At 43.4% G+C, this 21,928-nt stretch carries 18 protein-coding genes; 12 read left to right on the forward strand and 6 right to left on the reverse strand.

Annotated features, from left to right (window positions below; genetic code table 11):
* Positions 1 to 97: 97 nt before the first annotated feature.
* Positions 98 to 1,018: a 3-hydroxyacyl-CoA dehydrogenase NAD-binding domain-containing protein gene (locus OCV11_RS08835; RefSeq protein ID WP_261892297.1), complete on the reverse strand. Its 921-nt coding sequence runs from the start codon at positions 1,016 to 1,018 to the stop codon at positions 98 to 100.
* Between the two features lie 616 nt (positions 1,019 to 1,634).
* On the opposite strand from OCV11_RS08835, the gene OCV11_RS08840 reads away from it, so the two are divergent.
* From OCV11_RS08840 to OCV11_RS08865, 6 genes are all read left to right on the forward strand, one after another.
* Positions 1,635 to 3,032: a hypothetical protein gene (locus OCV11_RS08840; protein WP_261892299.1), complete on the forward strand. Its 1,398-nt coding sequence runs from the start codon at positions 1,635 to 1,637 to the stop codon at positions 3,030 to 3,032.
* Between the two features lie 326 nt (positions 3,033 to 3,358).
* A complete protein-coding gene (locus OCV11_RS08845) occupies positions 3,359 to 3,601 on the forward strand; it encodes a hypothetical protein (protein ID WP_261892301.1) in 243 nt (80 codons plus the stop codon).
* A gap of 147 nt (positions 3,602 to 3,748) precedes the next feature.
* On the forward strand, positions 3,749 to 4,540 hold the full coding sequence (locus tag OCV11_RS08850; RefSeq protein ID WP_261892303.1) for a CLCA_X family protein: 792 nt from the start codon (positions 3,749 to 3,751) through the stop codon (positions 4,538 to 4,540).
* A gap of 185 nt (positions 4,541 to 4,725) precedes the next feature.
* Positions 4,726 to 5,700: a DUF1852 domain-containing protein gene (locus OCV11_RS08855; protein WP_261892305.1), complete on the forward strand. Its 975-nt coding sequence runs from the start codon at positions 4,726 to 4,728 to the stop codon at positions 5,698 to 5,700.
* A 31-nt stretch (positions 5,701 to 5,731) separates the two neighbouring features.
* On the forward strand, positions 5,732 to 6,763 hold the full coding sequence (locus tag OCV11_RS08860; RefSeq protein ID WP_261892307.1) for a methionine synthase: 1,032 nt from the start codon (positions 5,732 to 5,734) through the stop codon (positions 6,761 to 6,763).
* 283 nt (positions 6,764 to 7,046) lie between these two features.
* Positions 7,047 to 8,384, forward strand: coding sequence for a hypothetical protein (locus OCV11_RS08865; RefSeq protein WP_261892309.1), 1,338 nt, complete (start codon positions 7,047 to 7,049; stop codon positions 8,382 to 8,384).
* A 136-nt stretch (positions 8,385 to 8,520) separates the two neighbouring features.
* On the opposite strand, the gene OCV11_RS08870 is transcribed toward OCV11_RS08865, so the two are convergent.
* Positions 8,521 to 9,453, reverse strand: coding sequence for an FAD:protein FMN transferase (locus OCV11_RS08870; protein WP_261892311.1), 933 nt, complete (start codon positions 9,451 to 9,453; stop codon positions 8,521 to 8,523).
* 14 nt (positions 9,454 to 9,467) lie between these two features.
* On the reverse strand, positions 9,468 to 10,400 hold the full coding sequence (locus OCV11_RS08875; protein ID WP_261892313.1) for a LysR family transcriptional regulator: 933 nt from the start codon (positions 10,398 to 10,400) through the stop codon (positions 9,468 to 9,470).
* A gap of 150 nt (positions 10,401 to 10,550) precedes the next feature.
* On the opposite strand from OCV11_RS08875, the gene OCV11_RS08880 reads away from it, so the two are divergent.
* The 4 genes from OCV11_RS08880 to OCV11_RS08895 all read left to right on the forward strand — a co-directional run bounded on the left by OCV11_RS08880 (position 10,551) and on the right by OCV11_RS08895 (position 14,675).
* On the forward strand, positions 10,551 to 11,159 hold the full coding sequence (locus OCV11_RS08880) for an NADPH-dependent FMN reductase (RefSeq protein WP_261892315.1): 609 nt from the start codon (positions 10,551 to 10,553) through the stop codon (positions 11,157 to 11,159).
* Positions 11,160 to 11,163: 4 nt separating this feature from the next.
* Entirely contained in the window at positions 11,164 to 13,584 is a 2,421-nt protein-coding gene (locus OCV11_RS08885; RefSeq protein ID WP_261892319.1) for a flavocytochrome c, read from the forward strand.
* A 540-nt stretch (positions 13,585 to 14,124) separates the two neighbouring features.
* Positions 14,125 to 14,337 carry a cold-shock protein gene (locus OCV11_RS08890; RefSeq protein WP_261892321.1) on the forward strand — a complete coding sequence of 71 codons (213 nt, stop codon included), beginning with the start codon at positions 14,125 to 14,127 and terminating at the stop codon, positions 14,335 to 14,337.
* A 131-nt stretch (positions 14,338 to 14,468) separates the two neighbouring features.
* On the forward strand, positions 14,469 to 14,675 hold the full coding sequence (locus tag OCV11_RS08895) for a hypothetical protein (protein ID WP_261892323.1): 207 nt from the start codon (positions 14,469 to 14,471) through the stop codon (positions 14,673 to 14,675).
* A 360-nt stretch (positions 14,676 to 15,035) separates the two neighbouring features.
* Here the strand turns inward: OCV11_RS08895 and OCV11_RS08900 are convergent, their stop codons facing one another.
* On the reverse strand, positions 15,036 to 16,874 hold the full coding sequence (locus OCV11_RS08900) for an RICIN domain-containing protein (protein ID WP_261892324.1): 1,839 nt from the start codon (positions 16,872 to 16,874) through the stop codon (positions 15,036 to 15,038).
* Between the two features lie 541 nt (positions 16,875 to 17,415).
* Here OCV11_RS08900 and OCV11_RS08905 point away from each other — a divergent pair.
* Positions 17,416 to 19,008, forward strand: coding sequence for a methyl-accepting chemotaxis protein (locus tag OCV11_RS08905; protein WP_261892326.1), 1,593 nt, complete (start codon positions 17,416 to 17,418; stop codon positions 19,006 to 19,008).
* Between the two features lie 89 nt (positions 19,009 to 19,097).
* Here OCV11_RS08905 and OCV11_RS08910 read toward each other — a convergent pair whose 3' ends face one another.
* On the reverse strand, positions 19,098 to 19,544 hold the full coding sequence (locus tag OCV11_RS08910) for a hypothetical protein (protein ID WP_261892328.1): 447 nt from the start codon (positions 19,542 to 19,544) through the stop codon (positions 19,098 to 19,100).
* 139 nt (positions 19,545 to 19,683) lie between these two features.
* The gene (locus OCV11_RS08915; protein ID WP_261892330.1) at positions 19,684 to 20,553 is read right to left on the reverse strand and encodes an AraC family transcriptional regulator; all 870 of its coding nucleotides are present in this window, start codon (positions 20,551 to 20,553) and stop codon (positions 19,684 to 19,686) included.
* A gap of 112 nt (positions 20,554 to 20,665) precedes the next feature.
* Between OCV11_RS08915 and OCV11_RS08920 the strand changes: the two genes are divergently transcribed.
* The gene (locus OCV11_RS08920) at positions 20,666 to 21,865 is read left to right on the forward strand and encodes an aminotransferase-like domain-containing protein (protein ID WP_261896263.1); all 1,200 of its coding nucleotides are present in this window, start codon (positions 20,666 to 20,668) and stop codon (positions 21,863 to 21,865) included.
* Positions 21,866 to 21,928: the final 63 nt, after the last annotated feature.

Here is a 21,928-nt window from a genome sequence, read left to right on the forward strand (position 1 = left end):
GTCATTGTGTTGCTTTGCACATCATTATCCAATTGAAAACAAAACAGCTCACCTTAGTCACAGCAAAATCTACAACATTCATATCAGCCATTTAAACTCAGTGCATTTTCTGATCTTCAATAATCACTTGCTGGCGGCGATCTCGTTCAGTGCAGTAGTGTTGTAATTCACTCTTTGGATATACCTTGTCGGCTTGCGCCCCAATGCGAGCGATCACCTCTTTAGTCAGCACATCGGGTTGGCCGATGGAGGTTGCCAAACTGACGCCGATATGTTCCAACAGATGGGTTAAACCACCTGCACCGCCACCTAAGTGAAACGCCAGTAATGGACCGACACTGGCCCAACGAATACCGAGGGAATGAGTGACAATATCATCAAGTTCTTTGATGCCAACAACGCCCTCTTCGACCAATTTAATTGCTTCCAGTACCAGTGCCATTTGCAGCCGATTGGCAACAAAAGCGGGCTTTTCATGGTTCAGTGGTACGGGGAATTTGCCTAGTGAACGATAAAACTCAGAGGCTCGTTGTATCAATCCTGCAGAGGTTGTCGGCGCGGCACAAATTTCAACTAACGGCAAGATATGCGGTGGATTAAATGGATGGCCGATAACAATGCGTTCGCCATGCTGCATTGTTGCGCCTTGCTCACTCGCCACAATGCCTGAACTGGACGAAAACAATAAAGTGTCGGTTGCTACATACTGCTCAACTTCAGCCCAAAGTGCTTGCTTAAACGCTAAGGATTCAGGACCGGATTCTTGTACATACTGAGCGTGAGTGGTCGCCTTTTGGAGATCGCGACAGGCACGAACACGATGCATCACAACATCGACATCCTCCGTGATATCGGGGATTTGACGCAAATACAGCGGCAAAGTGTGCGTGAGCTGCTCGTATAAATCCTCCCGAGGATCATACACTTGCACTTGATAACCTTTTGCAGCAAACAGCGCAGCCCAACATAAACCAATCACCCCAGCCCCAATCACGGCAACTTGTTTTGTGTTATCCATAAAATCCGTCCTTACGCAATCGCGAAATTTCGTGGCAATGACAAAAAATTAACCAAGTTCTGTGGCTAATAGCCTGCCCAGCCATGGTTATTTGCACTCTACCTCTGCGGCTTGATTGTGATGGTTTATAGGATCACAAATTTCAAATTTTACACAATAAACCTTTGTCTCGAATATCAAAGTTACATCATATAGTTACGAAGTATTAAACTTATTAAAATCACACCCTAACAACCATTCACTTTTTTATATTTCATCATAACTATCTTATTGTCTGTCTTAAATTTTACACATCATTGCTCTATTACAGCTAAACAAAACAATAGTTATCACATAACTTAAAAAGGCAACACCTTTAAACTTGAAAAGAACATCCATAGATTAAGATAAAAATAATAACCATACGAACAAAAATAGATAATAATGAATAATAAATAACCGATAATAAATATCATACTATGCAGTTTAAAAACATGAAATTTATGGTTATTTTAAACTCATAATGGAAACGTATGTATTTCTAATAAATCTGCTAATCAAGCAATAATAAATTGGCAACTATATGCTACCTTTCAATCCGAGATTAGAGTAAAAAACCTAATTGGAGGATTAAGCCATGAAATTTGGTCATAAATTAATATGCACGATAATTGGATGCTTGAGTCTCATTGGTTGTAATGGGTCGAGTTCCAGCACCGATAGTACGGCTCAAACAGGTACATTTATTGATTCTGCGGTTTCAAACATTGATTATAAGACAGCATCACACTCCGGTGTAACAGATACTAGCGGCAAGTTTACTTATGAATCTGGTGAATCTATAACATTCTCAATCGGTACAATCACTTTTCCACCAGTAACTGCAACTAATATCGTCACACCTTTAACTATTGCGCAAACAACGGATGTGAACGATGACACTGTTATTAATATTTCTCGATTCTTACAAACAATTGATAGCGATGGTGATCCAAGCAACGGCATAACCATCGCGGATGAACTTAAAGCAGCGAATAGTACAAATAGTGGGACTATTGATTTCACTGCGGATCCTGCTTCATTTGCAACAAATATCGTAGTAACAAACGTTATTACTGATGCAGGTGCTACTGAATTAGTTACGCGAAGCAATGCCTTAACTCACCTAGCTACCTCACTGGAAGAAGAAGGAGCAGATACATCAAGCATTTCGCCCTCAATACTGGGTACATGGCTAGCTGAAGGGTATGTTGATGAGGAAAACTACAGTTTCGTTGTTTTCATGTTTTTGGATAATGACAACTACTTTATGGCTCAATTGGACGTCGAAAGTGGCGCAGCGATTACAAGCACAAATCACAGTAGTGATAATGACGACAGCTGGAGTGGTTTTGAGTTTGCTAAATACAGTCTCGATAGCAGTAACGAGTTGTTAAAAACTGAAGACTCCACACTTTATGATGACAATGGTAGGTCCGGTTTAACATCTCTTGTTACACAAGAAATAATTGATACCTGCTCCGCTAATCCCACAGAGCAATGCAACGAATATGACCACGTAACTGTAAATTTTTCGTCACCTAATAAAATGACATTTAATGTGGATGAATTTGAAGATGGCGGCCTAGATTCATATTATGTTGAGTTTAAACGGCAAGTAAATACCAGTGAAAACCCTCTAATCGGTTCTTGGCTATATACTAGTGCAGATACGGAAAATGGAGTTTTACTTGCATTTGTATTTACTGATGATAATCACTACTTCCACATGGAGTACAACACAGATCCAGAAGTTAATAACAGCGAAGAACCTGCTGGATTAGAAGTCGGAACCTATACCCTTTCTAGTTGGACGACAACGACGGTTAACGGAAAAACTCAGCATTCCGCAACACTAACTCCAACGGTAATGATAGATTTAAATGGCGAATACGGATTAAGCGATACAGGTAGCGAATCCGCTTTAATTACCATTATTGGTGATACGATGACCCTAACTGTTGCTGATGGTGCCCCTGAATTTATTCGTCAATAAACTTAAACTATGCCCACTCAAATGTGGGCATACATATGCATGATTCAATCTGAGATTAATGATTATCCCTATATAAAAATCCATCAGATAAAGAATAAGTTAATAAGGATATTCATCTTATTCGTTATAACTCTAGATCGCTTATTAATTGAAATCTGGGCTTCATAGGAACACAAGTTAAACATTCATCGTGTCATCGAGATAAACCCGATGAAATCAAACTTAATATAAGCATATGTTTTATATTAATTTATCAGCAAATTTTGGAAATGAAAAATCTAGGATAGCATCTAGTTATACCCACTTAATTGATTGAGGCTATGACTATGACGACACCATTTGACGTGCAATATCCGAAAAAAGCACCGCTTTCTTTAGTGAAAAAGACACTCAAAGCGTTAAACAAAATAGGAACTGGGGCGGCGAGATTTCGCGTCACTAACCGATATGGTTACCAAACGCTGTCACTTGGCGGAGCAGACCGCTTGGTCAAACTAGGCGACACGATTGTCGTGTTTAATCGCCATAGCGATTACGAAACCTTTATTGATAATCCAAGAAGATGCTAATCGAGGCTAACCGTGGATAAGCAGCAATGATGCACAATTACGGCTCGATTCGTTTGGCATCATCGCCTAAACTAGTGGCTCATTTACTTGTACCGAGCGGCAGCTTATCTGCTCACGCTAAGGTTTCCATTTACGCTAAGGAATGCTTTGCAGTTATCCAGCTTTAAACACAAAACCCGCAAAGGCCCTGACTACCGTCTTGGTGAACAGATGTCGTTTATCGATATTCGTGACACCTTTGGTATCGGTAGCATCCGCGTGGGGAAATGGGTGAACAGTGAAGAGAAAGATCTCGCGGCGAATTTGATATTTGATTCATTGGCTGACCTTGCTTATCTGCTTGCCATTCCCCCAGCAGCGATAGGTTTGCGGGGCAATTTGAACCTCGCTTTTGGTACTGGTGGACGTAAAGGCGTACAAGCACACTATGCGCCGAATTTGCGTGAGCTCGCATTAGCAAAAAATGCCGGTGCAGGTGCCCTCGCCCATGAGTTTTGGCACGCATTTGATCATCACATCGCGGAAAAGGCGTTTGATATTGGTGATCGTTCTGGTCCGCAGCGGCAGATTCTGTTTGCCAGTGATTGTTGGCTGCACAATGCCAAACCTTTTGTGCATCCGCTTAACGAAAAGTTGTTTAAGATTTTTGATGTTGCTCTACTGAGCAGCGATGGACAAGAAGTGCACGACTATGTGGCACGCAGTGTCAAAGCCGATAAAGCCGCTGGTATTCAATACTTTTCTACACCCACAGAGATGATGGCGCGCGCCTTTGAAGCGGTCGTTGAGTCCTGTTCTGGTATTGAAAATCCTTATCTTGTCGCGGGAACCACCAAAGGCGATATGCTTCCTGTTTATCCCGACTTACACCACAGAACCCTTATCTATCAAGCGCTACAAGACTATTTTCGCCCTTTAGGTGAAGCGTTAAGTCGTTAGCCAATCACCTTTATTTCCCTATTTATTTTAATGTTTCTCTCCTTGATTATTGTGATCATGAATCTTTCTCATAGTGAACATTAAGTAATACCACTGTTAATCATGTAGCGCGCCAGTTATAAATTAGTCATAGATTTCACGATAGATGGCTTTGATTTCATCTAGGCAATTTGGACATAAGGCTCATGACTCAACAATTTACATTTACTATTAAAAGCACTTGTCTTGATGAAAATTATCATCCATCAGACAACACTCGTATCACAACGAACTTTGCGAACTTGGCTCGTGGCGAACACCGTCAACAGAACCTGCGCAACGCATTAAATATGATTGACAGCCGTTTCAACGAACTAGCGACTTGGGATAACCAAACCGGCGATCGTTACTCGGTGGAACTGGAAATCATCTCTGCTGATATTAAAGTGGAAGACGCAAGTGAAGCGATTCCATCAATTGAAGTGTTAAAAACCTATATTGTTGATCGCAAAACCAATCAACGCATTGAAGGCATCGTTGGCAACAACTTCTCTTCTTATGTACGTGACTATGACTTTAGCGTGCGTTTGCTTGATCACAACAAAGGCAAATCGTCTTTCTCGGTTCCTGAAGACTTCGGGATTTTGCACGGCAACATCTTCAAATCGTTCGTTAATTCAGAGACCTATGCACAAAACTTTGCGAAAAAGCCAGTGATTTGCTTGAGCGTTTCCGATAGCAAGGTATATCACCGCACCGAAAATGAGCACCCGATTCTGGGCTTTGAATACGAGCCAAATGAATCCTCATTAACCGAACAATACTTCCAGAAGATGGGCTTGCAAGTGCGCTACTTCATGCCGAAAAACAGCGTTGCACCATTTGCGTTCTTCTTCTTTGGCGACTTACTTAATGATTACACCAATTTGGAACTGATCAGCACCATCGCGACCATGGAAACGTTCCAAAAGATCTATCGTCCTGAAATCTATTTTGCGAATGCAGTAGCAGGCGATCACTATCAACCGAATCTAAAGAATGATGCGCATTCTTTAACCAACATTGTTTATGACCGTGAAGAGCGTACTCGACTTGCCATTGAACAAGGTAAATTTGCTGAAGAAGTCTTCATCAAACCTTACCAATCTGTTCTTGAGCAATGGTCTGCTCAATACGCTTAATCCTAAACAAGACAATTTAACGGTGACTACAATGACTAAATTATTCCCAACTTCGACCGCAGGCAGCTTGCCTAAACCCACTTGGCTAGCACAACCTGAAGTGCTTTGGTCTCCATGGAAATTGGAAGGACAAGAGCTGGTTGATGGCAAACACGACGCTTTGCGTATTGCCCTACAAGAACAGCTGATTGCTGGCACCGACATTGTGAGCGATGGCGAGCAAACTCGTCAGCACTTTGTGACCACTTTTATCGAACACTTAAACGGTGTTGATTTTGAAAACCGTCAAACGGTCAAAATCCGTGATCGCTACGATGCAAGCGTGCCAAGCGTGGTTGGCCCAGTGTCACGTCAAAAACCAGTGTTTGTTGAAGATGCCAAATTCTTACGTTCGCAAACCGATAAACCAATCAAATGGGCGCTGCCTGGGCCAATGACCATGGTCGATACCCTTTACGATGCGCACTACAAAAGCCGTAAAGAACTGGCGCTGGAATTTGCCAAAATCCTAAACCAAGAAGCAAAAGAGCTAGAAGCCGCAGGCGTCGATATAATCCAATTTGATGAACCCGCCTTTAACGTCTTCTTCGATGAAGTCAACGAATGGGGCATCGCTGCACTAGAAACAGCGATTGAAGGTTTGAAGTGCGAAACCGCGATTCACATCTGCTACGGCTACGGCATCAAAGCCAACACCGATTGGAAAAAGACATTAGGCAGCGAATGGCGTCAGTACGAAGAAGCGTTCCCTAAATTGCGTGAATCGAACATCAACATCATCTCTCTTGAGTGCCACAACTCAAAAGTACCAATGGAACTACTGGAATTGGTGCGCGGTAAGAAAGTGATGGTCGGCGCAATTGATGTGGCAACCAACAACATCGAAACTCCAGAAGAAGTGGCCGCTACTTTGCGCGAAGCATTAAAATACGTGGATGCCGACAAGCTTTACCCATGCACCAACTGTGGTATGGCACCGCTTTCCCGTGAAGTCGCTCGCGCGAAACTGCACGCGCTAAGCGCTGGTGCCGAGCTGGTACGTAATGAAATATTAGCTGGGTAATTTATCTACACCGAAAATAAGGAGAGCGTCTTCTATGGCACTCTCCTTTTTATTAGCCTTTACCATTATTTTCAACACGTCATAAGCAGTATCGATTCCCAGCGGTAACAACTTGTTTTTAGTTCAACATGGTTAAAGCCCACACTCAAATAGACACTCCTATCCCATCACCGCCTTTATAGAAAAGTAACAAAATATTAACACCAGAGAATTCTTAAGAGTCTCTTAAGATTCGCACCCTATTTTTGAGATACGTAATTGATGACAAAAATGGGATGTCGATATGCCTTTAGAACGCAATAAAACAGCTTGGTCTCTTTTTCTGATCTTGTTTTTAAGTGCCTGTGGCGGAGGTGGTAGCAGTGATGATAGTAGCGATAGTGACTCAGATGACAGTAATGGTTACAACGTAACTAGTGTTCAAACTGGTCAAGTGATTGATGCGCCTATCAGTAACTTGCACTATCGTACAGCCACTCGCAGCGGTGTGACCGATAGCAGTGGTCGCTTCACTTACCTTACTGGTGAAACCGTCACTTTTTCGATCGGCAATATTGATTTTCCCTCTGTTGCAGGCTCATCACTGTTAACCCCGTTAGACATGGTCGATAGTACTGATACTACCGATGAACATGTATCTAACATTATTCGTTTTCTGCAGTCGATTGATGAAGATGGCAATACTAGCAACGGTATTACCATACCAGAAGCCATGCATTCAGCTGCCACTACGAACATCGATTTTGAACGCTCTGAAGCCGCGTTTGAAACGGACACGGAAGTGACTTCGCTAATGAGTAGCTACAGCCACAATTTAGGAACGCTGATTAGCTCAGGCACCGCAAGAAGCCACTTTGAGGGCCAACTTGGCACCTACAGCATGCAGTTTGGTCCTGCAGTAGGTGCATGGACTGAAGACTCAAGCTCTGGGAACCCCAACGAGTTGTCAGTTTACCTATTTCTTCAAACAGGGCTTTATTTCCATGTTCAGATCGATAGCGATCAACCCTTACTCACCACTAACGGATTAGAATTTGGTCAATACGCGGCCGACAACACTAACTCTGTAGTGTATCAAACGCGCAATCTATACGATGAAAACAGCACGGCTGGTTTAACCAACAGTTTGACCTATGCGCAAGCTAATAGTACCGGTACTGGTAATTACATTACCTATGTGTCTCCAAGCAGTGATACGTTGATTCTCACCACCGATGTCTATTCCAACGGCGTGTCGACCAGCTCAAGTGCGGCCAGTTTTACTCGCATTACTTCCTTATCATCCACCATTGTGGGCGCTTGGGTTCAACACCGATTTAACAAAACAGGCATCACATCGCATACCGAAAATGACACTTACGCCTATGTATTTCTTGCCAATAATCAATACGTCAAAATTGATATTGATGATGACTCATATGATAACGATCTAGATGGCGTAGAATGGGGAGCCTACAGTTGGGATAGCACCAACCAGTTGATTACACTATCTGAGTTTAGCGGCTATAACACCGACGACGACAGTGATATTGAGACTTACACCATAACCATCGCCGATGACACACTAAGGCTAACCGAAGGTGATGGCGATGATGACGTCTCGGTGTTTATTCGCCAATAAACAAATTAAAAGGATAGAGATAGCACCTATAGCATGAGTTTTAATGAATCACTAAGACTCATGCTACACCAGTTATTAAGCTCGACTTGTTGCTTTTCAAGACCAGTATGGATTGTTCAATCGCATAACAGGCGACCTACGCCATCACCATCTTATGACGCAGACCCGTTGTCGTCGCCATTTGTCCCTCGGTGGTGATGACTATCGCTTCCATCCCTTCTATTTGATTGACCGTGTGCAAAATAGCGCGTGGTTCTAAGCCAAATAGCTTGGTGGTGTAGATATCACAATCTAATGATTTATCAGCAATAATAGTCAGTGAAGCAACACTGTTTTGTACCGGATAGCCAGTTTGGCTGTCAAAAATGTGGTGGTATTGCTGACCATTGTGGTTAAAGGTGCGCTCATAAATGCCGGAGGTCACCACCGATTGATTACTGATTTTCACCGAAGCGACACTATGACCTCGTGGCAAAAACGGATTTTGGATGCCCACATCCCAATCATGACTTTGCTTTGGCGATTCACCATACACCAGTAAGTTACCGCCGATATCGACCATCGCAGAAATAGGCGACTTTTGCTTAAAAAACGCCATGACTTTGTCACTAAAATAGCCTTTAGCAATCGCGCCTAAATCGATTTCAAGCCCCGGCTTGGTAAAAAATATTGAGTGCTCTTCATCGTTTAAAATGATGTCGGCCGGATTTAATCGCGCCAATACTGCATCGATTTCTTCTTGAGTGGGCACTCGCGCCTCTTTAAATCCCACGCGCCACAGTTTGATCAACGGCCCGATAGCAATATTCAAAAAGCTGTTAAGGTCTAGACTGTGCTGATGGCCAATTTTGATCAGTTCATACACATCGGCATCAACCACAACCGGATGGTTAGCCGCATTCATTTTCACATTGGCAAGCTGCGACGCCTCGCTATTAGCGCTAAATACCTGCTCATAACGCTTTAACATGGCACAGGCTTGTGCAACACATGGCTGGGCATTTTCTCCTTTGAAATGGAGACGAATTTTTGTGCCCATCGCCTCTATCACTTGGTGCGCTTCGGTCATAGTCTCATCCTGTGTTATTCGTATTGAGTAGCGTCTTTATAGCGCATAAATGAGTCCAGCAACCCTTTGTCCATCTCCGTCAAATCACGATTGTAATGATGGGCAATAAAATAATCCGCATTCAGTTGTTCAACGGGCAACATATAGGTATTAAATTGCTCTGGGCAAGGTTCAGTCACTAAACTTTCCGGCACAAACGTTACGCCTGCATCGGCCATGGCGAGATTTTTCACCGTCGCGATTTCGTAACTTTCCAGCACAATATCAGGTTTAATCTTGTAGATATCCAATAGATGGTCGATCTGGGTGCGTATTACCGACCCTTTCACCGTTAACACCAACTTTTGGCTCAATAATTCATCCATCGCAATGCTGCCTTGAGGAATCGCCGCGATATTTTCCTGATAAAGCACGCTGGATTTAGGAATAATGGCGTAGTAACGGTGCTTACCCCATGACGCCGCACTCAGATTAGGGTCGATATGCCGCGAGTTTTGCCCTATCCAAAAATCAATCTCGCTTTTTAGCAGCCTTTTCTCGTTGCTATCGGGCATATCTTCCACCAGCTCGACTTGACAGTTTGGATAAAGCGCTAAGAATTTGGGCAAAAATAGCGGTAACAGATAGGTGCCAATACTCGGCAATATGCCGATCTTAATCGTGGTTTTATCCATATCGGTAATAGCACTGATATGGCGGCGCATATTGGAATAGACCGTCTCTATCGAACCAAGGTAGTCATAGTAGATCTTCCCCTGCTCCGTTAAGCGATACGGTACTTCACTGCGATTGATGATTTGGCAGTTGAGTTCGTTTTCAATTCGTTTGATCACTTGCGTAAGATAAGGTTGCGAAATGTAAAGAGACTCAGCCGCTTTGCTGTAATTGCTGAATTTGAGTAACGCATCGATGTAATAGAGGGTGTTTTGACTGCGATATTTTGACATGAATCAACCTTAATATGCGCTGGATTGCATTTCTATAACAAATCACTTATAGCCCCCTATTTTATAGCTATTAGATAGCCATTGCATACTGTGATAAAACTGAACACAGAATTTAATTTATGGCTACGACAATTTAGGGAAACCTCTACTATGAACTACTTAGCAATTGTTGGCACCAACTCCAAGGTGTCAACAAATCGTATGTTACTGCAATTCATGAAAGAGCATTTTAAAGACGAAGCCCAGCTTGAACTCTTTGAAATTAAAGACCTACCTGCTTTCTACGAACCTGAAGATAACCAAGTACCCCAACAAGTTGCTGAACTATCAGCAAAAATTCTTGCTGCAGATGGCGTTATCATTGCCACGCCGGAGTATGACCACACCATCACTGCGTCACTAAAAAGTGCATTGGAATGGATAAGTTACACCAGTCAAGCGCTCACAGATAAACCGGTTTTGATCGTGGGTGCTTCTCACGGTGCTCTAGGTTCTTCTCGCGCCCAAGCTCACCTTCGCCAGATTCTTGACTCCCCTGAATTGGCTGCCCGCCTTATGCCTAGCAGCGAATTTCTCCTAGGAAAATCGCAAGCAGCCTTTAATGCGACAGGCGATTTGATCTATCCCGACAAGGTTACTGAACTCGATGAAATTTTTAGAGAATTCACACTGTTTACCGACCTTATTACAAAACTCTTATCAGAAAAAGCGGTGATCAGAAAAGGTAAGAAATTCGCTTGGCAAACTCAGAAGGCATAACAAAATGAAATTTGCAGCTATTGTCGGAACGACATCTCCAAAATCTTATAACCGTACTCTACTTCAATTTATGCAAACGTATTTTAAAGACAAAGCAGAGATTGAACTGTTAGAGATCAACGACGTTCCTATGTTTAACCAAGATTTGCCATCAAATAATCCGCAGCTCTTGGCCATCAACGAGAAAATCGTTGCCAGCGATGGGGTGATCATCGCCACTCCTGAATACAATCACTCCATCCCATCGAGCCTAAAAAGCGTATTGGAATGGTTAAGTTACGAGCTACATCCACTGGATGGCAAACCTGTGATGATCTTGGGTGCTTCTATTGATTCACAAGGTTCTTCACGCGCACAGCTACACCTTCGCCAAGTATTAGATGCCCCTGGCGTCAACGCTAACGTGATGCCAGGTTACGAATTCCTACTGGGTAATGCCAACAAAGCCTTTGATGAAAACGGCAAACTGAACAGCGAAGGCACTATAGACTTCTTGGAAAGATGTTTCTTACGCTTTATGCGTTTCGCCAAAATCTCTAACCAGCTCAATGAAGAAGAGGAATTTTCATTCACACCGGGCACGTATGACGTTCACGCCCTAGGTCACGGTGGAGCGCTACCGATGAAAGTGGCGTTCAGTGAAAAACGTATCGAAAGCATCGATATCGACACCGCTGGTGAAACCGAAGGTTTGGCAGACGTGGTTTTTGTGCGCATTCCAGACAAAATCATCGAAGGCCAAACCCTCAATGTGGATGCTCTATCTGGCGCATCTGAAACCAGTAACGCCGTGCTTGATGGCGTAGCCAAAGCAGTGAAACTGGCTGGCGTAAACCCAGATATCCTACGCAAACGTCCAAAACCAGCAAGTAGCCTAAATAAAGGCGATGAAGAATACACTTGTGACGTTGTGGTTATCGGTGGCGGCGGTGCCGGTCTAAGCGCAGCAGCAACCGTACTGCAACAAGGTAAGAGCGCTATCGTGCTGGAAAAATACCCTGCTGTGGGCGGTAATACCATTCGTACGGGTGGTCCAATCAACGCAGCTGATCCAGAATGGCAACGTACCTTTGATGAAAACCCAGGTGAACGTCATACCATTCAACATCTGCTCAGCATTGATGAAAGCAATATTCACCAAGAATACCGCGCGGACTTTCGTGCTCTAAAAGACGAATTTGCCACTTACGAAGCGCAGTTTGGTGAAGGACAAGGCCACCTATTTGATTCACCTCTACTACACCGTATGCAAACTTACTTCGGCGGTAAACGTACAGACCTGAAAGGTAACGACATCTACGGTCAATACGACTTAGTGAAAATCCTCACTGATCGCGCGCTAGAAAGTGTGAAATGGTTGGAAGATATCGGTGTGGAATACGACAAATCTATCGTGTTTGCACCTGTGGGCGCGCTATGGCGTCGTGGTCATAAACCTGTTAAGAAATACGGAACAGCATTCATTCTAGCGCTGACTGACTACATCAAGAAAATGAACGGCACTATCATCACTGATAGCCCTGCCAAAGAGTTCTTGATTGAAAACGGCGAAATCAAAGGCATGATCGCAACTGGCGTAAACGGTCAAAAAATCACGGTTCGCGCTAACGCTGTGGTACTGGCAAGTGGCGGTTTTGGTGCCAACACTAAGATGTTGCAACAATACAACACTTACTGGGAAAGCATCCCTGATGACGTGAAAACCACCAACTCTTACGCAATGACCGGGGATGGTATCGTTCTTGGTCAATCAGTTGGTGCAGGTCTAACCGGTATGGGCTTTACCCAAATGATGCCAGTGGCCGACCCAATTACCGGTGAGCTATTTAGTGGCCTACAAGTACCACCAGAAAACTTCGTGATTGTGAACAAACAAGGTAAACGTTTCATCAACGAATTCGCTGGTCGTGACGTGTTAACCAAAGCAGCATTGGCTGAAGGCGGCCTGTTCTATCTCATCGCCGATGATGAAATCAAGAAAACCGCAGCAAACACCAGCCAAGAGAAAATCGATCGCCAAGTAGCAGCTGGCACGCTATTTAAAGCCGATACCCTTGAAGAGTTGGCGCTAAAAGTCGGTATGGATCCTGCGACACTGGTCGATACTGTCGCCAAATACAATAGCTATGTTGAAGCGGGCGAAGATCCAGAGTTCCACAAAGATACCTTTAGTTTGAAAGTGGAAAAAGCGCCGTTCTACGCCACTCCACGTCAACCTGCGGTCCACCACACCATGGGTGGTTTAAAAATCGATACTGCATCTCGTGTTCTAGATGATAACAATCAACCAATCAAACACTTGTATGCAGCCGGTGAAGTTGCCGGTGGTATCCACGCAGGTAACCGCCTCGGTGGTAATGCGCTCGCTGATATCTTCACTTTTGGCCGTATCGCAGGTCAAACTGCTATGGCTGAAATGGACTAACATTATCTTTTAACTAAGCATAAGCGCCCCGTTATTTCACGGGGCGCTTTAATTTAAATCAACTCAATCATGCGATTAGGTTTTAATAAATCATCAATATAGACACCTTGCCATTGAAAATGATCCTAACTCAATGTCATCTAATTTTTAGTGTGCCATTTTAAAAATAACACTTAACAAGAAAATATCTCTCAGGTAACTATTTTTATTTATAAACGACATTCCCTTCCGACTCGTAAAGAACAAAAATACACTGCCACTTTTCAACGTTCTAAAACGGTAAAAACACCTAGGAAAAAATTATTTTATAAAAATTCAAAATAACCCTTTACATTGAGAAAGGATACGGTGATACTGAGCCTGCTCTGGTGTTCAGAGTTATTAAATGAAAAAATAAAGTTTCAAAGTTAAACCCTCAGAATTCCTTAACTGTTATCCTCAGAGTTTCCCTTCTCTAGCTTCATCAAGACATTAAATAATTCAAATTCTAGTGCTTCGCAAACTGTGCGATAAACTCTATTAATTTATAAGGGACAATCTATGTCTAACAAAAAAACTGGTTCTGTAAAGTGGTTTAACGAAACTAAAGGCTTCGGATTTTTAACACAAGATGACGGCGGCGCTGACGTGTTCGTTCACTTCAACTCTATCGTATCTGAAGGCTTTAAGACTTTGGCTGAAGGCCAAAAAGTTAGCTTCACAGTAGAACAAGGCAAAAAAGGCCTGCAAGCTGAAAACGTCACTACTGCATAAGTGACCAATAGAGGTGTTAGCAACACCTCTTTATTCTCTCAATATCTCATCTATTAAAACAACCCCAATACACTTAATAATTCTTGCTATCTATGCAAATTTATATGTATTACTCAAATTAAAGAAAAAATATGTCAACATTCCAAATAAAATATATTAATGAAACCAATAACACCTTGCGCTCAGAAACTGTTTTTATGCGTAGCTTAAAAGGTGCAAAAATATCAGCTTCTTCATGTGCTCCATTTTGTACTAATAGAATTGAACTTCGAAATATAATCGGCACATTACTCGCTTATAAAGAAAATGGCATTTGGGTAAACGATTCAGGTTTTTGATCTCACCTATTTCAATAATAAAAAAGACCAAGACATTCTAATTTCAGTTACTCACTTCTGCTTTAAAAGCCAATCAATATACTCTAAGCATCATAGAACTATCTCTGTGACCGAGTCACAAGCTTTCAACCCAATAACATTCGCTATAGAGCGTAGCTCCTTACCGTCACGAGTCATGTCAAAATCGATTACCACTAGCAAGACTTACAAGCGCTAACCGTTACATCAACAAGCAAATTGCAAAGCCAATTGAAGGTTATGACTCTAATTTAAAATAGTATTTCAACTTAGAGCCCAATGTGACAGCTACTCTTTATAGAGAAAATATCCGGATATCACTGATACCCGGATAAAGTTTATCTATTTTGATTCAAATGAACCGATATCCGGTGCATCGCCGTTGTAATCAAGACCCACATCCGTACCTGCATCAATCAATTCACTACCTGATTTCAGATGGAAGAAGTTAACAACAGGCAAGCTACCATCGCTTTGACGGTCAGCCAGTAAGTCATCAATATCGACACTGGAGTAATCAGACGATGAGAATGAAAGGCTATTTTGCCAGCTGTTGTTAGAAATGCTGGTTGAACTGCCGCCAAATTTATCGCTGTTATCCCCACCTAAAGAAACGCTGTTTTTGATAGTCAGTTTCTTCAATTGACGAGAGCTGCCATCACCCAAACCAAAGTTACGATCGTTATCGTAAGCAATCGCATTGTAAATGGTCACGGTGCCGCGGTTACTGTTTTGGTCATAACCATCAGCGGTGTTACCAGCTGAAATGGTATTGATATACAAGCCGTTATGGGCCAAATCTTTATCATCACTACCGCCGGTTTTAAACCCGTTACCATCGCCAGAGCCTTTTACCCCACTCTTCTGATAACCGTTTCTGATCATCCACGTATATTCTAAGGTGGTGGTGACGGTACTGCCGTTATCACGCAAATAGCCATCAAAACCATCATCTAGGTTGTTCCAAGCACGGCAGCCGTAGAAGTAGTTTCCGGTTCCGACGGTAAGCTTGGCAGCAAAGCCATCTGCGTTCTCTAGTGATGAGTCAGCGTTGTAGTAAGAATCGGAGTTTTTAATAAAGTTGTACGCTGCACCACTGCTCATTTGCAGACCCGTATCCGAGTTTTCATAGAACTTCATAAACTCAATGGTATTGTGTGAACCGGTTAGGTACATACCATTGTCACCCGCTTTAGTGATATCTAAGCCATAAATATGCCAGTAGTTACCGCTCACTTGGAAACCACGGTTAGAGCTGCTTTCTGACATTGCTTGGAAATTAAACACTGGGTGATCGTCACCAGGATAGGCACTGAGCACAATCGCTTTAGATGAAGTACCACTATTAGTGATCTCTATCGTATCGGAAGGATAGTAAGTCCCTTCACGAACATAAATTACATCACCTGCGCTTGCATCTTCGATAGCAGACAGTAAACCCGCGAGAGTCGATACCACTGTTGCGCTTGAATCGACCGTTTTGATAAACGATGGATAGCCGTTCGTGAGTGGTTCGCTGTTCGCACCAGCACTTTTGGCTGCCGTTGCCGTAGGCGCAGCTGCGGAACTTGAAATATCAGCGGTTGAAGAGTCGCTCGAATCCGAAGAGCTATCAGAATCTGAACTGGTCGAACTGCACGTTCTGGTCACAGGCTCAAGCCACCAACGTTGTGAGCTGCCACTGGCATCTGCATTTTGATAAATATCAGAACCTTCGGTTGAACCAGCAACGGTCATCAGTAAACTTGAGTTAGCGTTGATGATCTTATAAGTGCCCTTATAAGTACCTGATGTCACTTTAACCAATTGCCATTCTTGGCTTAGAGAGCTGCTATACGGCTTTTGTTGAACCGTTGCACCGTTACTTTTTGAACCACTTTCCACCGTGGCTGCATAATCGGTATCGGAAGCCTGAATCGCCCAATAACCATTACTCTGCTCGTTCAAATAGAAGCGTTGTGAGTCACTACCTGTGTTCTTTTGCGCTTCAACATTGGCTTTTTTGGCCGTTGATTCGGCGGCAACAAGCAGGTCGGCACCAGCGCTAATAATTTTGTAAACCACACCATCGACTGGCGCATCGGTACAGTAATCTGCGGCGTAAACTTGGCCGCTCATCAACATCGCGCTCATGACACTCGCCAGCGCAAAACGCTTGTTTCTAAGATTGCAAACTTTCACAGTAATCGTTCCTTCTCAGTTAACACATGATGTAAAGCCTTCGTTATATCCCGTAGTAACAATCACAGCACATCAGCTACGGACGCTGATTAATCTATCAAACTTATTGCTTATCAATAGAAGAAGTGTAGAAGAACTGGATGCAAAACAAAGAAATGAAATATCGTTTTATTTTTTGATTTAAAATACACAAAATGTCACATATTTATAATTTCTAATATGTTATTAAGGTGACTCGATTATAGGTAAATTTGCGGAGAATCTCACTTTTAGGTAATGAACTGGCGATGATAGAGTTCAAAAATAGTGAAAAATTAAACAGTACAGCGACCAATAAAATCTTATTTAAAAAACACAACCAAAAATCATAACTTATTGATACTTATCAATATAAACCAAAAGTTAGGACTTAATGCCATATTAAAACCCAAAGTCACCATTAGGTGTTTTAAAAATTTCAAAAAGAATAAAACAAACGATTATTTATTAGTGAATACCATCTGAATGAGTTAACGTATTTTTATAGAAAAGTGGAAACAAAATGAAGTTATCAAATCAGCTTTCTCTCATTGTAGGAATTGTTGCGGTAGGTTTTACCATCTTATGTATCGTCGCGCTAAACTCCCTCAAAACCAATTTGATTAATGGCTATCAACACGAAATTGAATCGGTATTAACTTATGCCAAAAATCAGTCGTTAATCTATATCGATCAAGAAGAAAAAGGGTTAATCAGCAGAGAAGACGCGGAAAAACGCGTGGTGGAAATGCTCGCGGGTGTGCGCTCTGGTCACTCTTATCTGTGGGCTAACGACAATAATGCAACCACTCGCGTGCATATAAAAAGCAAGACTCTTGGCACTTTTCAAAAGTCTTATGCTCCCGATTTAGCCCGTTTAGAAGCCTCTGCATCAGGCTTCGACTTTGACGTGAAGCTAAACGCCAAGCCAGGCCTAGACCATAAAGTGTATAAAATGAATGGTAAGACACTCATTCCTAAGTGGAATTGGGTGATAGGTATCGGCGTTTACCTGGATGACATTGATAATGCCTACTGGGATTTTGCCACCAAGTTTATTGCCATCGCGGCGACCATTTTGGCCGCAATTATCGGCATCAGTGTGTTTATGGTTCGCACCATACTGAATAAAGTGGGCGGTGAACTCAACTATGCGGTTGAAGTCACTCAGTCAATCGCAAAAGGCGACCTTGCTCAATCCATCGAAGGAAAATTTAAGCAAGACAGCCTGTTAGGTTCAATTGCCACCATGCAGACTTCGCTAAAACTGATGGTAGCCGATATTCATAGTGGCGCAAATCAATTAAGAACGGCCAGTAACGAGCTCAATCACCAATTTGAGAGCATTGCTAAAGATTCGAAAGCCTCTTCCGATGCTTCCATTTCAACTGCCGCAGCCATCACAGAGTTATCTAGCTGCATCAATGAAATTTCCCAAAACTCGGTTTTATCTGAGCAAAATTCAGAAAAATCTTCCCTGCTGTGTGTCAGTGGCGAAGAGTTGGTGCATAAGTCCAACGAAGTGACCAACGACATTTCAGGACAAATCACCACTTCCATCGATAACTTTAAAAAGCTCAAAGAAAAATCGAGCGCCATTGGTAACATCGTGAATGTGATTACCGAAATCGCCGAACAAACCAACCTATTAGCACTTAATGCCGCGATTGAAGCAGCGCGCGCTGGGGAACAAGGGCGAGGATTTGCGGTGGTGGCTGATGAGGTGCGCACCCTAGCCTCTCGCACTGCCCATGCAACTCGGGAGATCACATCAACCATTCAAGAGATGCAGGCAGAAACCCAATCTGTGGAAGGGTCGCTTGAATCGATTATCCCTAAAGTGGGCGAAAGTGTCGCCAATTCAGGCGAAGTAACCCACATGCTGATCGATATTCAGCAAAGCTCAGCCGACACATTAGGCTTAATTCGCGGCGTTGCCAGCTCAACATCCGAGCAGAAACAGGCCGCAGATGAACTCTCTGAACACGTGGAGAAGATTTCCAATATGGTGAAAAACACCGCGGATTCAATTTCCAGCTGTAAAGAGACCGTCGCTTATCTTGATACACTGTCGAAGAAACTAACCCACAACGTCAGCTATTTTTCACTGCACTAGTCTGTGGTTGGATAAGAATCGATAACGGCCGCCATGCTTTTCATAAGTAACGCGGCCTTCTTTATTGATACGGAAGGCGATTCATTACCCTACTCGATGTCAACCACGGTTCGGCCATCTGTTAAACGCTCTTCAATACCAGCACCTTTGAGTTGCATGCCTAGTGGCGATTGGGGCGTGACCACCACCAGCTTGCCATCGTTTAGTTTGGTGCCGCCGCAATCGGGCAACAGCCAATAGATGGAGTTGTCATCGAGGGTAATAATTGCTCCAACGGCAATTTCATCTTCTTCGGTAAAATCACGTAATACCAATGACTTGATACGCGCGATGATCGCATCGCAATCAGCGACCCGCTGCGACTGCCCATGGGCAAGATACGCCGCTTCTAAACCTACGGTATCGTATTGCGTTTCAGGTTTACTTTGCTCGTGAGTGGCTAAATCATGGGCACTGCTTGCTGCATCAAAGGCAATTTGGCGCTGCGCCGTGAGAAGTTCGAGAAGTTGCTGACGTAACAAAGTTTTATCTATCATGATGCTGTCGTATTACCCATTGAAAAATCGCGAAGAAGTCTACCATAGTTCGCCAAACTGACGCGAATGCCAAGCTCCATAAATACTAACACCCTCAGCATCTCAGCCCTCAGACCTCAGACCTCAGCCGACTCTCCTTTCAAAAGAACCCAATCGGCAAATAAAAGTCGAGTTCAAACTGCTCATTTTCATCCAGAAAGTGATTCTTATGATACTGCACATAAGCGGGGGTCGAGCGTAACTTAAAACCAGATTTGGGTAACCAATCTTCAAGTATGGCGCTCAGTTGTGGTAAAAGCTCACCATAAATGCCGTGCAGTCGAAATACCGCGTGTAACCCACCGGGGATAACAAATTGGTTCACCACTCCACGCACCGAAATGGGTTTATCAATTTCGATACAAGCGACATAACGGCAGTTGTCCAACGCAACCCAAGCGGGATTGGAATGGTGCAGCCCATATTGAATGGAAAAATCACGCCCTTCACTCTTAGCCCATGCCTTCAGTAACAACCATGCATTGGCAATGGAACGGTTATAGCCCGTGTGGCGAACATACGCCGAGGTACGACTTGGCACTTCCACAATTTTGGGATTAGGCAGGAGACGATTTGCGACGCGTTGATATCCATTGGCAATCTCTGGGTCTTTTAGATAAGGCTTTTCACCCATCTGTAAATCGTGTTTACGCCAATCGCGCGGTGACATCGCAAACACACTTTTAAACGCGCGATTAAATGAGGAGGCAGAGCTACATCCGCACTTATTGACGATATCAATCACGGGGGTATGCGGGTCAAACATCAACTGGTTCGCTGCATATTCCATCCGAATGCGCCGAATGTATTGATTAACCGATTCGCCAACGACTTGTTGAAAAGTGCGATGAAAATGCTGCTCTGAATAAGAGGCAACATTAGCTAGCACGCGCGCCGTTAAGTCTCGACTGATGTCTTGATGGATATAGAACAGCACATCGTTTATCCGTGACTGTTGGAGCTTGTTCATTATTCACACCAAATAGCATAAATGGACATGTTAGTGAGCATATATGGACCGACTTGGTTTGCCAATAGTCATTACTATGGCAAAACCATCCACTTCACCATTTGAGAGTTTTATGGAAATTGCACAAGCGGTTCAACAGATACAGCCCTCTTATATAAGAGAAATCCTCGCAGCTGCCAGCGATAAAAAAGTGATTTCATTGGCAGGCGGATTACCCGACGAACAGACTTTCCCCCTTCATCTAATGCAGCCCACCATTGAATCGTTAACTACCCTGCGCGATGTGTTTCAATATGGGCCAACTGCGGGCTATCCGCCACTCATCGAGTACTTAACTGCAGCGTATCAGCTGCCAGGCACACATCAAGTAATCACCTGTACCGGTTCGCAGCAAGGATTAGATCTCATCGCGCGCGCTTACGTTAATCCCAACGATACCGTTGCCATGGAAGAGCCGTGCTATCTAGGAGCAATGCAAGTATTTGGCCTAGCCCAAGCCAATTTGGTTACGGTATCTCAAGACAGATGGGGTCCTAACATTGAGGAGTTAGAGCGCTGTTTTAAAACCACAGCACCAAAGATGTTCTATGCGGTGCCTGATTTTCACAACCCAACAGGGGTAAGTTGGTCGCTGGAAAGACGCCAGCAAGTGGCAAAGCTGTGTAACCAATATCGGGTGGTGTTCATTGAAGATGCCCCTTATCGAGAGCTACGTTTTTCTGGCACACCTCTTCCTTTAGTTTCTGATTTTTGTCCAGAATTCTCGATTGTCTTACGTTCCATGTCGAAAGTCGCTTCACCTGGCCTGCGCTTTGGCACAGTCAGTGGTAAACGCAGTGACATCGCGCCATTGATTAAAGTAAAACAAGGGGCTGATCTGCACTCTAGCCTGCCAGTGCAAGCCATCATTTTGGGGTTATTACAACACCCAGAATTTGCCGATCATATTGGCAACATTCGCGAGCTATACCGTTCTCGCTATGAAACGCTGTTTGAGGCGCTGCAAACGTATTTACCATCAGGATGCCACGTTAACGCGACAGAAGGCGGCATGTTTGTGTGGGTAACCCTACCGCAATGCGATACTTTTGCCTTGGCAAAAACGTTACTCGCGAATCAAGTGGCCGTCGTACCGAGCCCGGTGTTTTATCCACCATCCAGTCAAGCACCATCGGCGCTGCGCCTTAATTTTACCAATGCCAATCCAGAGGAGCTGGTCACCGCAGTACAGCGGATTGCAAAAGTGTTGAATGAGACTTATAGAGTCAATCAACCACATGAAATCAAAGCAGAATTTTCGCAATCAAAATAAGGTTACCTATTTAAATTTTATAGTAAAAATGGCAATAAAAAAGGCGAAGCCCATGCTTCGCCT

The sequence above is a fragment of the Vibrio porteresiae DSM 19223 genome, from assembly GCF_024347055.1.
Taxonomy (GTDB): domain Bacteria; phylum Pseudomonadota; class Gammaproteobacteria; order Enterobacterales; family Vibrionaceae; genus Vibrio; species Vibrio porteresiae.